Consider the following 13740-nt stretch of genomic DNA (forward strand, 5'->3'; position numbering starts at 1 on the left):
GCGGATCTCGCGCTGCCAGGCCGCCAGCGACGCGAGCAGGCCGAACGGCAGCGTCAGGGCCATCACCGCGCCGGCGTGACCGAGGCCCAGATAGCCGAGCGCGGCGAACACGGCGTCGTCGCGCCGCGCCATCAGCCCGTTCGACACGGCGAGCGGCCAGCCCATCGCGGGGCTCAGGCCGTGATACAGGCCGCTGACCAGCACGCCGGTCCACAGGCCGGCCTGTTCCCACGTCATCGCGGGCCGACGGAGGGATAGCAGAACGAATCGGTCGAGCAGTCGCCGCCTTCGAGGCGGATCTGATGGGCGCGGTAGCCCGCGGGGAACTCGACCCAGAAGTCGTCGGCCAGCGTCAGGCCGCCGTCGGGGTCGGCATGCGCCATGACCTGGGCCCCTGGCACGCCGTCGGGATAGAACTGGTTGTCCCAGCTCGAATAGAGCGAATTGGACCAGTAGACGCGGCGGCCGTCGCGGCTGATTTCGACCATCTGCGGTCCCGCCGCGAACGCCTTGCCGTTCGGATGCGGCGTGCGGCGCGCGATGCCGCCCAGATGAACCGATCCGGTCAGCTTCGGCTTGCGCGGATCGGTGACGTCGTACTGGCGCATCTCGCCGGTGCCCCAGCAGGAAACGTAGAGGAAGCGGTCGTCGAGCGACAGGTCGATGTCGGTCACCAGCGGCGGCACCGCGCCGAACGCCTGCAGCAGCGGCGGCAGCAGATCCGCCGCGGCCGGTTCGGCCGGAATCGTCGCGGTCTTCTCGACGTGGAATTGCCCGTCCTCGCGCCACCACGTCCAGATCGATCCTTCCAGATTGGTGGTGTCGACCACCACGCCGACGAAGCCGTATTCGCGCACCGGGTCGTGGGCGGGGCGCACTTCGAGCGCCATCTGATGCTGGGCGCCGAGGTCGATGGTCTGCACGTTGCGCCGCGCGCGCAGGTCCCAGAAATGCAGGCGGTGGCCGTAGCGATTGGACAGCAGGTCCTCGGGCACCAGGCCGTTCTCGAACTGCGGCGGCAGCGCCCATTCGCTCGACACCATGTAGTCGCGCGGCAGGTTCCACCAGAAGTCGTAGTGCTTGTCCTGCGGGCCGCGGTCGATCTCCCAGCGCCCCAGCACGTCGAAGGTCTCGCAATCCATGATGAAGATGCCGGGCGCGCCGTCCGTTCCGTCCTGGCCGCCGCCGCCGAGCGTGCTCACGTAGATCCCCTCAGGACCGCAGTGCACGGTGTGCGGCCGCGAATAGCCGGTCTTGCCGAAGATCTCGTCCGGTTCGATCACGCGGTGGATCGCCGCCTGGGTCGGATGCGGTTTCGTATCGACGATATAGATGCGCGACGAGCGCATGCCGGGGATGATCAGGAAGCGCCGTTCGAGAAACGCGTGCCCCGTCAGCGGGGACAGCGCCGACGAGCAGGCATTCCAGCCGAAGTGGTGCAGTTCGTCGCCGCGGTGGGTCATCGGCACCGTATGCACCACCTGGCTGTAGGTCGGCGAGCCAGGCTTGACGTCGATGACGGCCAGCGCATCGGGCTGCGAGGCATCCGGGCTCAGCATCACCGTGTAGGCGTACTCCTCGGGCGGCGCCTGCATCGCCAGTGCCGGCGAGGCGTGGAATGTGGGATCTGGCCGCAGGCTCATGGAATGCCCCTCCTGGCACGGATATGCCGCGCGAACCTATCTACACTAGGTCGCGGCGAAACGGGCGTCAACGAAAGGCGGGCCTGCCGCTACGAACGATTTCGAATGAGCTTATGTGTCTTCTGCAGCGTCTGACGCGGGCAAGCCGATCGCCGCCGGGCCTCACACCACCTTGCCCGGATTCATCAGCCCGAGCGGGTCCAGCGCCTGCTTGATCGCCCGCATCATCGCCAGCTCGACCTCGCTCTTGTAGCGCCGATTCTCCTCGCGCTTGAGCTGGCCGAGGCCATGCTCGGCCGAGATCGAGCCGCCGTGCGCATGCACGCTGTCGTGGACGATGCGGTTGATCGCGTCCTGGTGAGCCAGGAAGGCATCGTGGTCCTGTCCCGCCGGGGGCGACACGTTGTAGTGCAGGTTGCCGTCGCCCAGATGGCCGAAGGTCACCATGCGCACGCCCGGGAATGCGGCCTGCAGCTGCGCGTCGGTGCTGGCGATGAAGTCGCCGATGCGCGAGATCGGTACCGCGATGTCGTGCTTGATGTTCTTGCCTTCCTCGACCTGCGCCAGCGGAATGTGCTCGCGCAGATTCCAGAAGTCGCGCGACTGCTGCACCGATTCGGCCACCACGGCATCGGCGACGATGCCGGCCTCGAAGGCCGCTTCCATCAGCGTCTCGAAGGTGGCGCGCGCATGCTCGGCGCTTTCGCTGTCCGACAGCTCCAGCAGCACGACCTGCGGATGCGGCCGGTGGAACGGATAGCGCAGTTGCGGATAGTGGCGCGTCACCAGCGCCAGGCACATCGCCGACATCAGCTCGAAGCCTGTCAGCATCGCGCCGGCGTGGCGCTGCGCCAGCGCCAGCAGCGCCAGCGCGGCGCGCGGGTCCTCGACGGCGGCCAGCGCGGTCACGCGCGCTCGAGGCGCGGGGTACAGCTTCATCACGGCCGCAGTGATCACGCCGAGCGTGCCTTCCGCGCCGATGAACAGGTCGCGCAAGTCGTATCCGGTGTTGTCCTTGCGCAGGCCGCGCAGGCCGTTCCAGACCTCGCCGCTGGCGGTCACGACCTCGAGCCCCAGGCACAGCTCGCGCGTATTGCCATAGCGCAGCACGCCGGTGCCGCCGGCATTGGTGGCCAGATTGCCGCCGATGGTGCAGCTGCCTTCCGCGGCCAGGCTCAGCGGGAACAGGCGGTCGTGCTCGCTGGCCGCCTGCTGGACCTGCTGCAGGATCGCGCCGGCCTCGACGGTGATCGTGTTGTTCAGCGGATCGACCTGGCGAATGCGGTTCAGGCGCTTGAGCGACAGCACCACCGACGGCTGCGACGCGTCCGGCGTGGCGCCGCCGCACAGGCCGGTGTTGCCGCCCTGCGGCACGATCGCGATCTGGTGCGCATGACAGGCGCGCACCGCCGCGGCCACTTCCTCGGTGGTGCCCGGCAGCAGCACGGCCAGGGCTTCGCCGGTATAGCGGCGGCGCCAGTCGGTCAGGTAGGCCGCCGTGTCCTCGGCTTCGGTCAGCACATGTGTCGGCCCCAGCGCGGCGCGGCACAGCGACAGGAAGGAGTGGAGGCGGGCGTCGGTCGGGGCTTGCGTCATGGCGTGTGATGGATTCGGAGGAGACGTGGAAAGGGAAGGCGTGGCGCTTCAGCGCCGCGTTGGCGGGGAAGCCGCCGCGTCGGCATTAGCCTTGTTCCGGGCAGACTCGGGCGCGCCGGTCTGAGCCCGCGCGCGGCGCTTGTACGGGCGCAGATAGAAGATGGTCGCGAAGAAGAACAGCAGCGTCAGCGCCACCTCGCACCATGCCAGCCACGACGACGGCGCGCGGTCGCTGGTGGCGCGCACGACCCCTTCGGTGAAATACAGCAGGATCAGCATCGACGACCACTGCATCGTATAGCGGTTGCGCGTCAGCATGCCGCGCAACGGCAGCAGCAGCGGCAGGAACTTGATAATCAGCCAGGAGCCGCCCGGCCGCAGCGGCGCCAGGAACCACTCCCAGGCGATCGACAGCACGATCAGCGCGAGCAGGCTGGCGATGCTCAGGCGGTACAGCAGCGGGCTGTGCAGCGCGGCATCGTCGCGGGCGTCGGTGGCGCTCATCGCGCGGCTCCGTTGGCAGGGGTGTTCTGCGCAAGCCGCAGCGCGGTCTGCGCCAGCCGCTTGCCCATCGCGATCGCCAGCGCCGATTCGTCTTCGCTGACCGGCCGGCTGTTGTCGCCGAGCGCGTGGTGGCTAGGACCATAGGGCGTGCCGCCGCCCACGGTGGTCATCAGGCCGCGCTCGCTGTAGGGCAGCCCCATCACCAGCATGCCGTGATGCAGCAGCGGCAGCATCATCGACAGCAGCGTGGTCTCCTGGCCGCCATGCAGGCTGCCGGTCGACGTGAACACGCAGGCAGGCTTGCCGGTCAGCGTGCCAGACAGCCACTCGGCGATGGTGCCGTCGAGGAAGTACTTCATCGGCGCGGCCATGTTGCCGAAGCGGGTCGGGCTGCCGAGCGCCAGGCCGATGCACTCGTGCAGGTCGCGCAGCTCGACATAGGGCGGGCCGTCGGCCGGGATATCCGGCGCGGTGGCCTCGCACACCGTCGACACCGGCGGCACCGTGCGCAGCCGCGCGTGGGCGCCGGGCACGCTGTCGATGCCGGTCGCGATCAGCTCGGCGAGCTTGCGGGTGCTGCCGTGGCGGCTGTAGTAGAGGACCAGGATGTCGGACATAGGGGCGCGGGAGGAAGGCGACAAAGGAGCGGCAGGGAGCGGGCAGCGGAGCCGGCCAGGGCGCGTGTCAGGCGTGGGTCAAGGCACGGGTCTAGCCACGGGTCTAGCCACGAAAGGGCCTCGGCTCGCGGGGCCGTGGCCGCTTTGCTCTGGCGGCTCGAGCATCGCGTGCGATGCAACCGGCGTATTATAGTGGCGGGCTCGGCGCCCGCCGCCCTGGAGTTTGCCTCGCATGTCCCATCCCAGCCTGCTGTCCCGCTGCACCAACCGTATCGCGCGCCTGCGCCGCGAATGGAACTGGCAGAAGCTGCGCGCGCTGCTGCGCTATGCCGCGCGGCGCGCCGGCGAGGACCGTCTGCCGCAGGTCGCGGCCAGCCTGACCTTCACCACCGTGCTGTCGGTGGTGCCGGTGCTGACGGTCGCGTTCGCGCTGCTCGCCGCCTTTCCGATGTTCGCGAACTTCCGCAACGCGATCGAAGGCTTCCTGTTCCAGAACCTGATTCCGGGCAACCTCACCGATTCGATCACCGGCTATGTCAGCCAGTTCGCGCGCAATGCCAAGGGCCTGACCGCGGTGGGTCTCGTCGGCCTGATGGTCACCGCGGTGCTGACCATGCTGACGGTGGAGGACGCGCTCAACGCGATCTGGCGCGTCAAGCAGAAGCGGCGCTTCGCACAGCGCGTGCTGGTGTTCTGGGCGGTGCTGACCTGCGGCCCTGTGCTGATCGGCGGCAGCCTGTCGATCAGCTCGTACCTGATCTCGATCTCCGCCGGCTATGTCGGCACGATGCCGTTCGGCGTCGGCTTTGCCGTCAGTCTTGCGCCGGTGCTGCTGTCGGCGATCGCCTTCGCGCTGCTCTATACGGCGGTGCCGAATGCCTATGTCGAATGGCGCGACGCGATCGCCGCGGGGCTGGTGGCGGCGCTTGCCTTCGAGCTGTCCAAGCGCGGCTTCGGCTATTTCATCACGCGTTTCCCCACCTATACCGCGGTCTACGGCACCTTTGCCGCGCTGCCGATCTTCCTGCTATGGATCTACCTGAGCTGGCTGGTGACGCTGCTGGGCGCCACCATCGCCGCCAACCTGCCGGTGGTGCGACAGGGCTACTGGCGCCGCCGCACCTTTGCCGGCAGCGAGTTCTACGATGCGCTCGGCGTGCTGTACGTGCTGTACCGCGCGCGCGAACAGGCGCCGCGCAGCGTCGGTGAACTGGATCTCGGCCGCAAGCTGCGGGTCGAGGCCGACTACCTGGCCGTGCTGCTGGGCAAGCTCGATGCGATGCATCTGGTCGGCAAGCTGCAACACCATCGCGGCCAGGCGCACTGGGCGCTGCTGTGCGACCCGGCGCGCGTGCCGCTGCGCCTGCTGCACGACCGGCTGGTGCTGAACCTGCCGCGCCTGCCACGCACCGCGGTGGCGCAGCTGCTCAATGGCGCGGACGCGTTGCGCGGCGTGCTGGAGAATCCGATGCTCGACAAGACGCTGCAGGAGATCTTCGAGCCCGGCGCCGCATCGCCGCCGCAGACCCCGCAAACTCCAGCGCCGGAGGGGCAGCGCCGCACGCTGGAGGTGGTCCCGCCCGGCTGGCACGGGCAGGTCTGAGCGGCGCTTCGGCGCGCCGAAGCGGGGGGCGCCGGCGACCGCGTCATTACCGCGAGAGCGGGAAGCCAGCGTCTTTTGAAGCCACTGGCTCACCGCTCCCGCTGGCCGCAGCGCGAGCGCGCTTAGTCGCGATTCGCCATCACGCGCCGCGCAAAGCCCGCCAGCGCGTCCAGCACCTCATCGGGCTTTTCCCCCATGATCGCGTGGCCGCACGGCACTTCCACCACGCTGGCGCGCGGCATGCTCGCCGCCAGTGCGCGGGCCGAGCGGGCCGGCGTCATCATGTCCTTGCTGCCGATCACGACCAGCGCCGGACATTGCAGGCCCGCCGCGGCGCGCTCGCCGTTGGCGTAGGCGTTGCAGGCAGCGAAGTCGGTATGGAAGACCTGGGCCTGCGGATTGCGGCGCCCGACCCGTTCCATCAGGCGCTGGCCGACGCCATGCATCCAGAAGCCCGGACCCGGCGCCGAGGGCTTGTTGGCCAGGCTCGAATGCGACCACGCATTGACCATCGCGATGGCCTCGTGCTCGCGGTTCTGCGCGGCATCGAGCAGCGCGTCCGAGACCTTCATCGGATAGGCGGTCGCCAGCAGGCCGATCGCGCGCACCGCCTCGGCATGGCGCGCCGCGCATTCGAGCGCGATCAGCGAGCCCATGCTGTGGCCGAACACCAGCGCGGGTGCCGTGACGCCGGCCGCGCGCAGCAGCGCGGCGACCCAGTCCGCCATCTGCTCGACGCTCGCCAGCGGCGGCCCCTCGCTGCGGTTGTGGCCGGGCAGGTCCACCGCCAGCACGGAGAAGCCGTGATGCGCGAACCAGCGCGTCTGCAGGCCCCAGACGCTGTGGTCGTTCTGCGCGCCATGCACGAACACGGCGCAGGGCAGGGCGGGATCGAAGGGTTTGCCGCCGGTATAGGCGTAGGCCCGCTGGCCATCGATGTTCAGATACATCAGGCTTTCCCTCCGTTGCTCTTGTTGGCGGCGGCGTTGCTGCTGCCTCCGCCTTTCTCCATCGACTTCTGCGCCGCCTTCAGCCCGCGCTTCAGATCGTCGATCAGGTCGTTCGGGTCCTCCAGGCCGATCGACAGGCGGATCGTGCCCTCGGCGATGCCGGCCGAGCGCAGCGCCGCGGCATCCATGCGGAAGTGCGTGGTGGAGGCGGGATGGATCACCAGCGAGCGCGCGTCGCCGACATTGGCCAGATGCGAGAACAGCGTCAGGCTCTCGATGAAGCGCTGGCCGGCGGCGCGGTCGCCCTTCAGATTGAAGCTGAATACCGCGCCGCAGCCGCGCGGCAGCAGCCGCCTGGCGAGCGCGTGGTCGGGGTGCGACTCGAGCTCGGGGTAGGCCACCGACTCGACCATCGGATGCGAGACCAGGAACTGCACCACGCGGCGCGCGTTGTCGACATGGCGTGCCATCCGCAGCGGCAGCGTCTCGATGCCCTGCAGCAGCTGCCACGCGGCCATCGGATTCATGCAGGCGCCGAAGTCGCGCAGGCCCTCGCGGCGCGCGCGCAGCAGGAAGGGCGCGACGGTGCTTTCCTCGGTGAAGACCATGTTGTGGAAGCCCGCATACGGCTCGGACAGCTCGGGAAAACGCCCGGATGCCTCGAAATCGAAGTTGCCGCCCTCGGCCAGCACGCCGCCGATGGTGGTGCCATGGCCGCCGAGGAACTTGGTCGCCGAGTGGTAGAGCAGCGCCGCGCCATGTGCGAACGGCTGCAGCAGATAAGGCGTGGTGAAGGTCGAGTCGACCAGCAGCGGAATGCCATGTTCGTCGCCGAGCTGGGCCAGCGTGGGGATGTCGAGCACGTCCAGGCCCGGATTGCCCAGCGTCTCGCCGAACAGAAGGCGGGTCTCCGGGCGGATCGCGGCGCGCCACGCGTCGATGTCGCGCGCCTGCACGAAGGTGGTCTCGATGCCGAAACGGCGCAGCGTGTAGTGCAGCAGGTTGTGCGAGCCGCCGTACAGCGCCGACGAGGCGACGATATGCGAGCCGCTGCCCATCAGCGTGGCAATCGCCAGATGCAGCGCGGCCTGGCCCGAGGCCGTGGCGATCGCGCCGACGCCGTTCTCCAGCGCGGCCACGCGCTCCTCGAACACGGCCACGGTCGGATTCGAGATGCGCGAATACACATGGCCGGCGCGTTCCATATTGAACAGCGAGGCCGCGTGCTCGCTGTCGCGGAACACGAAGGAGGTGGTCAGGTGGATCGGCGTGGCGCGCGCCCCGGTGGCGGGGTCGGGCGCGGCGCCAGCGTGCAGCGCGAGGGTATCGAAACGGGTATCGGACATGGTCTCTATCGAATCGTGGTTCCAGCGAAGCGGTCTGACAGCGGCCGGCAACGGCACGGTTCCGCAGTGCGGGCGTGCGGCGGCATGCGGATGTGCCGGCCTGCATCGTAGCATTGGGCTGCTCGCGGCGGACCGCATCGCCGCAGGGCCCCGGCTTTACTTGGGCGCCCGCTTTCGGCTAGCATCGGCCCATCTATCGCGGATGGCGCGCAAGGCCTGCGCCGCCACGCGGTTCGGGCGCCTGGGGCAGGCGATGCCCGCCGCCCGCCGCACCGGCATCATCGAGGGGAGACCATTATGAAAGTCAGCGACATCCTGCAGATCAAGGGCAATACGCTCTATACCGTCAAGCCGGACACGTCACTGCTGGAGGCGGTCACCACGATGGCCGAGCGCGACATCGGCTCGCTGGTGGTGATGGAGTACGGCGAGCTGGTCGGCATGCTGACCTTCCGCGAGATCATCCAGACGCTGGCCTCGAACAACGGCAATGTCGGCAACACGACGATCCGCCGCGTGATGGACGACGCGCCGCTGACCTGCACGCCCGAGACCGACGTCAACGAGGTCCGCCGCATGATGCTGGAGCGCCATGCCCGCTATATGCCGGTGCTCGACAGCCGCACGCTGATGGGCGTGATTTCGTTCTACGACGTGGCCAAGGCGGTGGTCGAGGAGCAGAGCTTCGAGAACCGCATGCTGAAGGCCTATATCCGCGACTGGCCGGAAGAGAAGGCCAGCTGAGCCAGAGCCATCTCGCGGAGCGCGGGCGGACCGTGACGGTGCCGCCCGCCGGATTCCAGCCGCCCCCGATTCCGATCCCCGCGTCCGCGGAGTCGATCGCGCTTGCCGCGCTGCCCCTTGCGCCGTCCCCGGCGCGGCCTTTCGCGCCGCCCTTCGCGCCCTCTTCGCGCAGTCTGTCGTACCATTTCCCCGCGCCATTCCCGCACCCCAGCCCGTTCCATGAGCCAATCGAGCCAGTCCCGCCTGCTGCGCGAGCGCCGCTTTGCGCCGTTCTTCTGGACCCAGTTCCTGGGCGCGATGAACGACAACGTGTTCAAGGTCGCGTTCACCTCGCTGGTGACCTACCAGACCGCGCGCTTCGAGGGCGTGGACGGCGCCAGCGCGGCCTTCCTGATCTCGGCGATCTTCATCGCGCCGTTCGTGCTGTTCTCGGCGACCAGCGGGCAGATCGCCGACAAGATCGAGAAGTCGCGGCTGATCCGCTTCGTCAAATCGCTGGAGATCGCCATCATGCTGGTCGGACTGGCGGGCTTCGCGTTGTTTAGCGCGCCGCTGCTGTACCTGACCACCTTCCTGATGGGCCTGCATTCGACGCTGTTCGGCCCGGTCAAGTACGCCTACCTGCCGCAGCATCTGCAGGAGAGCGAGCTGGTCGGCGGCAACGGGCTGGTCGAGATGGGGACCTTCGTCGCGATCCTGCTCGGCACCGTGCTCGGCGGGGAGCTCGCGGCGGTGGGTGGGGCGGCGGCACGGCAAGGCATCCCCGCCACGCTCTATATCGGTGCGGCGTGCGTGGCGCTGGCCGTCGCCGGCCGTGTGGCCGCCTCGCGCGTGCCGCTGTCGCCCGCGCCCCAGCCGGACCTGCGGCTGAACTGGAATCCGGTCACCGAGACCTGGCGCAACCTGATGCTGGCGCGCGAGAGCCGCACGGTGTTCCTGAGCCTGCTGGGCATCTCCTGGCTGTGGTTCCTCGGCGCGACCTTCCTGACCTCGTTCTTCGCCTTCGCCAAGACCGTGCTCGGCGGCGACCAGAGCGTGGTGACGCTGCTGCTGGCGGTGTTCTCGGTCGGCATCGGCGTCGGCTCGCTGCTGTGCGAGCGGCTGTCGGGCCGGCATGTGGAAGTCGGGCTGGTGCCGTTCGGCTCGATCGGCATGACGGTGTTCGCGATCGACCTGTACTTCGCCAGCCGAGGCCAGGCGCCGGCCACGCTGAGCGGCGTCGCGGCCTTCATCGCCGAGCCCGCGCACTGGCGCGTGCTGGCCGACCTGTTCCTGCTGGCGATGTTCGGCGGCTTCTACAGCGTGCCGCTCTACGCGCTGATCCAGAGCCGCAGCGCGCCGACGCATCGCGCGCGCATCATCGCCGCCAACAACATCCTGAACAGCCTGTTCATGATCGCCTCGGCGCTGCTGGCGATGGCGATGACCGGCGCCGGCTACAGCATTCCCGAGCTGTTCCTGGCGGTGGGGCTGCTCAATGCGGTGGTGGCGATCTACATCTATTCGGTGGTGCCGGAATTCCTGCTGCGCTTCGTCGCCTGGATCCTCGTGCATACGGTGTACCGGCTCAAGCGGATCCACGCCGACCGGATTCCCGCCGAGGGGCCGGCGGTGCTGGTCTGCAATCACGTCAGCTTCGCCGATGCGGTGGTGCTGATGGCGGCCAGCCCGCGGCCCGTGCGCTTCGTGATGGACCATCGCATCTTCCAGGTACCGCTGCTGTCCTGGTTCTTCCGGCAGGCGCGCGCGATTCCGATCGCGCCCGCGCACGAAGACCCGCAGACGCTGAAGCAGGCCTACGACGAGGTCGCGCGCGCGCTCGCCGGGGGCGAGCTGGTCTGCATCTTCCCGGAGGGCAAGATCACCGCCAGCGGCGACATCAATCCGTTCAAGCAGGGCGTGCAGCAGATCGTGCGGCGCACGCCGGTACCGGTGGTGCCGATGGCGCTGCGCGGCCTGTGGGGCAGCTTTTTCTCGCGCAAGGGCGGGGCGGCGATGACGCGGCCGTTCCGGCGCGGCATCCTCAGCCGGCTCGAACTGGTGGTCGGCGAGCCGATCGACCCGACGCAGGCCACGCCGGAAGGCCTGCAGCAGGTGGTGCAGGGCCTGCGCGGCGAATGGCGGTAGGCGGCGCGGCCTCACAAGCAGCGGGGTAGCGGAAAAGCGGGGCGGCGGGGCAGCGGGGCGGCGCCGTGGCGCGACGCCAGGCCGTACAATGTAGGCCTTTCCCAATTCCTGCGTGGTTTTCATCATGTCCGGCAATACCCTCGGCCTGCTCTTCACAGTCACCACCTTCGGCGAGTCGCACGGACCCGCCATCGGCGCGGTGGTCGATGGCTGCCCGCCGGGCATGAGCCTGTGCGAGGCCGATATCCAGGGCGACCTGGACCGCCGCAAGCCGGGCACGTCGCGCCACGTCACGCAGCGCAAGGAGCCGGACCAGGTCGAGATCCTGTCGGGCGTGTTCGAGGGCAAGACCACCGGCACGCCGATCTGCCTGCTGATCCGCAATACCGACCAGCGCAGCAAGGACTACGGCAATATCGTCGAGACGTTCCGCCCCGGCCACGCCGATTACACCTACTGGCAGAAATACGGCATCCGCGACCATCGCGGCGGCGGCCGTTCGTCGGCCCGGCTGACCGCGCCGGTGGTGGCCGCCGCGGCGGTCGCGCGCAAATGGCTGCGCGAGCAGTACGGCACCGAGATCCGGGGCTATATGTCGCAGCTGGGCGAGATCCAGGTGCCGTTCACCGACTGGGCCGAGGTGCCGCGCAATCCGTTCTTCGCCGCCGACGCCAATATCGTCCCCGAGCTGGAAACGTATATGGATGCGCTGCGCCGCGACGGCGATTCCGTCGGCGCCCGCATCGAGGTGGTGGCCAGCGGCGTGCCGGTGGGCCTGGGCGAGCCGCTGTTCGACAAGCTCGACGCCGATATCGCGCACGCGATGATGGGCATCAATGCGGTCAAGGGCGTCGAGATCGGCGCCGGCTTCGCCAGCGTGGCGCAGCGCGGCAGCGTCCATGGCGACGAGCTGACCGCGGCGGGTTTCCGCACCAACAATGCCGGCGGCGTGCTGGGCGGCATCTCGACGGGGCAGGACATCACCGTGTCGCTGGCGATCAAGCCGACCTCCAGCATCCGCACCCCGCGCGAATCGATCGACAAGGCCGGACAGGCCGCCACGGTCGAGACCTTCGGCCGCCACGACCCATGCGTGGGCATCCGTGCCACGCCGATCGCCGAGGCGATGCTGGCGCTGGTACTGATGGACCATGCGCTGCGTCATCGCGCGCAATGCGGCGACGTGCGGGTGGAGACGCCGCGCATTCCGGCGCAGGCGCCGAAGGGGCAGGGCTGAGCGGCAGGGTTTCCCCCGTCTCCCGCTGGGAGACAGTCCCAAGGCGCAGGGCTGAGCGGGAGGTTTTCCCCTTCTCCCGCTTGCGGGAGCGGGGAGCCGATATCTGGCGCGTTCGTTATTCCGCGATCGCCGCCACTGCCTCCCCGATCGCCAGCGACGCCGTGAGCCCCGGCGATTCGATCCCGAACAGGTGCACCAGCCCCGGCACGCCATGCGTGGCCGGGCCGTCGATGCGGAAGTCCGCGGCCGGCTCGCCCGGGCCGCTGATCTTCGGGCGGATGCCGGCATAGCCCGGCTGCAGGGCGCCGTCCGCCAGCGCCGGCCAATAGCGCCGCACCTCGTCATAGAAGCTGTCGGCATCGTGCGGATCGACCCCATATTCGATTTCGTCGATCCATCGCACATTCGGGCCGAAGCGAGCCTGGCCGCCCAGGTCCAGCGTCAGATGCACGCCCAGGCCGGCCGCCTCGGGCACCGGGTAGATCAGCCGCGAGAACGGCGCGCGGCCGGCCAGCGTGAAATAGCAGCCCTTGGCGTAGAACTGCGGCGGGATATGCGCCGCCGGCATGCCTTCGATCCGGCGCGCCAGCTCGGGCGCAGTCAGCCCCGCGGCATTGACGACGGTGCGCGCCAGCAGCGTGGTCGCGGTGTCGCCGCCGACTTCCAGCACGATGCCGTCGGCAGTCACCGCACCCGTCAGCACCGGCGAACATACCGCCAGCATCGCGCCGGCCTGCTCGGCATCGCCCAGCAGCGCCAGCATCAGCCCGTGGCTGTCGACGATGCCGGTCGACGGCGACAGCAGCGCGGCCTCGCATTGCAGATTCGGTTCCAGTTCCAGCGCCTCGTCGCGCGACAGCAGGCGCAGATCGTCGACGCCGTTGGCGGCCGCCTTCGCGCGAATGCCTTCGAGCGTGGCGACCTGCGCCGCGCTGGTGGCGACGATCAGCTTGCCGCAACGCTGATGGGCGATCTGGTGGCTCCGGCAATAGTCGTACAGCATCGCCTTGCCCTGCACGCACAGCCGCGCCTTCAGCGAGCCGGCCGGGTAGTAGATGCCCGCGTGGATCACCTCGCTGTTGCGCGCGCTGGTGATCGTGCCGAAGGCGTTCTCCGCCTCCAGGATCACCACCTCGCGCCCTTGCCGGGCGAGCGCCCGTGCGACCGCCAGGCCCACCACGCCGGCGCCGATCACCACGCAATCCACTGATTCCATGCCTTGCTTTCCTTGTTCTGCCTTGCGTTGCTTTGAGTTGCTTTGCCTTGTGTCTCGAGGCGCGCCGGTGCGGGACAGAGACTGTGGTCGCGCACCGGCTCGCTCGTCTCGTCGGTCAATCCAGTTCGAGCCCCATGCGCGCCGCCGCCGCTTCCAG

General features: G+C 69.1%; 11 protein-coding genes and 1 pseudogene. 4 read left to right on the forward strand and 8 right to left on the reverse strand.

Annotated features, from left to right (window positions below; genetic code table 11):
- The 5 genes and pseudogenes from AC6EI8_RS17690 to wrbA all read right to left on the reverse strand — a co-directional run.
- A pseudogene (locus AC6EI8_RS17690) lies at window positions 1-237 on the reverse strand (hypothetical protein); the annotation flags it as partial.
- Window positions 234-1643 carry a selenium-binding protein SBP56-related protein gene (locus tag AC6EI8_RS17695; RefSeq protein WP_498382512.1) on the reverse strand — a complete coding sequence of 470 codons (1410 nt, stop codon included), beginning with the start codon at window positions 1641-1643 and terminating at the stop codon, window positions 234-236. The gene AC6EI8_RS17695 and the pseudogene AC6EI8_RS17690, both read right to left, overlap by 4 nt.
- 162 nt (window positions 1644-1805) lie before the next feature.
- Window positions 1806-3239, reverse strand: a complete 1434-nt coding sequence (locus AC6EI8_RS17700; RefSeq protein WP_150081904.1) for an FAD-binding oxidoreductase — start codon at window positions 3237-3239, stop codon at window positions 1806-1808.
- A 48-nt stretch (window positions 3240-3287) separates the two neighbouring features.
- Window positions 3288-3743 (reverse strand): DUF2069 domain-containing protein, encoded by a 456-nt coding sequence (locus AC6EI8_RS17705; protein ID WP_149319254.1) that lies wholly within the window; start codon window positions 3741-3743, stop codon window positions 3288-3290.
- Window positions 3740-4360 (reverse strand): NAD(P)H:quinone oxidoreductase, encoded by a 621-nt coding sequence (gene wrbA / locus AC6EI8_RS17710; RefSeq protein WP_265632297.1) that lies wholly within the window; start codon window positions 4358-4360, stop codon window positions 3740-3742. The genes AC6EI8_RS17705 and wrbA overlap by 4 nt, the downstream gene beginning before the upstream one ends.
- A 232-nt stretch (window positions 4361-4592) precedes the next feature.
- Between wrbA and AC6EI8_RS17715 the strand changes: the two genes are divergently transcribed.
- A complete protein-coding gene (locus tag AC6EI8_RS17715) occupies window positions 4593-5963 on the forward strand; it encodes a YihY family inner membrane protein (protein ID WP_149319252.1) in 1371 nt (456 codons plus the stop codon).
- 122 nt (window positions 5964-6085) lie between these two features.
- Here the strand turns inward: AC6EI8_RS17715 and AC6EI8_RS17720 are convergent, their stop codons facing one another.
- Together AC6EI8_RS17720 and AC6EI8_RS17725 are read right to left on the reverse strand one after the other, a co-directional pair.
- Window positions 6086-6913: an alpha/beta fold hydrolase gene (locus tag AC6EI8_RS17720; RefSeq protein WP_149319251.1), complete on the reverse strand. Its 828-nt coding sequence runs from the start codon at window positions 6911-6913 to the stop codon at window positions 6086-6088.
- Complete coding sequence (locus AC6EI8_RS17725) at window positions 6913-8259, reverse strand: O-acetylhomoserine aminocarboxypropyltransferase (RefSeq protein WP_226109078.1); 1347 nt, start codon at window positions 8257-8259, stop codon at window positions 6913-6915. Before AC6EI8_RS17725 ends, AC6EI8_RS17720 begins: the two co-directional genes overlap by 1 nt.
- A gap of 297 nt (window positions 8260-8556) precedes the next feature.
- Between AC6EI8_RS17725 and AC6EI8_RS17730 the strand changes: the two genes are divergently transcribed.
- The 3 genes from AC6EI8_RS17730 to aroC all read left to right on the forward strand — a co-directional run bounded on the left by AC6EI8_RS17730 (window position 8557) and on the right by aroC (window position 12367).
- Complete coding sequence (locus AC6EI8_RS17730; RefSeq protein WP_149319249.1) at window positions 8557-9003, forward strand: CBS domain-containing protein; 447 nt, start codon at window positions 8557-8559, stop codon at window positions 9001-9003.
- Window positions 9004-9222: 219 nt separating this feature from the next.
- Window positions 9223-11130: an MFS transporter gene (locus AC6EI8_RS17735; RefSeq protein WP_150081911.1), complete on the forward strand. Its 1908-nt coding sequence runs from the start codon at window positions 9223-9225 to the stop codon at window positions 11128-11130.
- 124 nt (window positions 11131-11254) lie between these two features.
- Window positions 11255-12367: a chorismate synthase gene (gene aroC / locus AC6EI8_RS17740; RefSeq protein ID WP_149319247.1), complete on the forward strand. Its 1113-nt coding sequence runs from the start codon at window positions 11255-11257 to the stop codon at window positions 12365-12367.
- A 115-nt stretch (window positions 12368-12482) separates the two neighbouring features.
- On the opposite strand, the gene AC6EI8_RS17745 is transcribed toward aroC, so the two are convergent.
- On the reverse strand, window positions 12483-13703 hold the full coding sequence (locus tag AC6EI8_RS17745) for an NAD(P)/FAD-dependent oxidoreductase (protein WP_498382514.1): 1221 nt from the start codon (window positions 13701-13703) through the stop codon (window positions 12483-12485).
- Window positions 13704-13740 lie beyond the last annotated feature (37 nt).

Source organism: Cupriavidus sp. R6-3, from assembly GCF_059772245.1.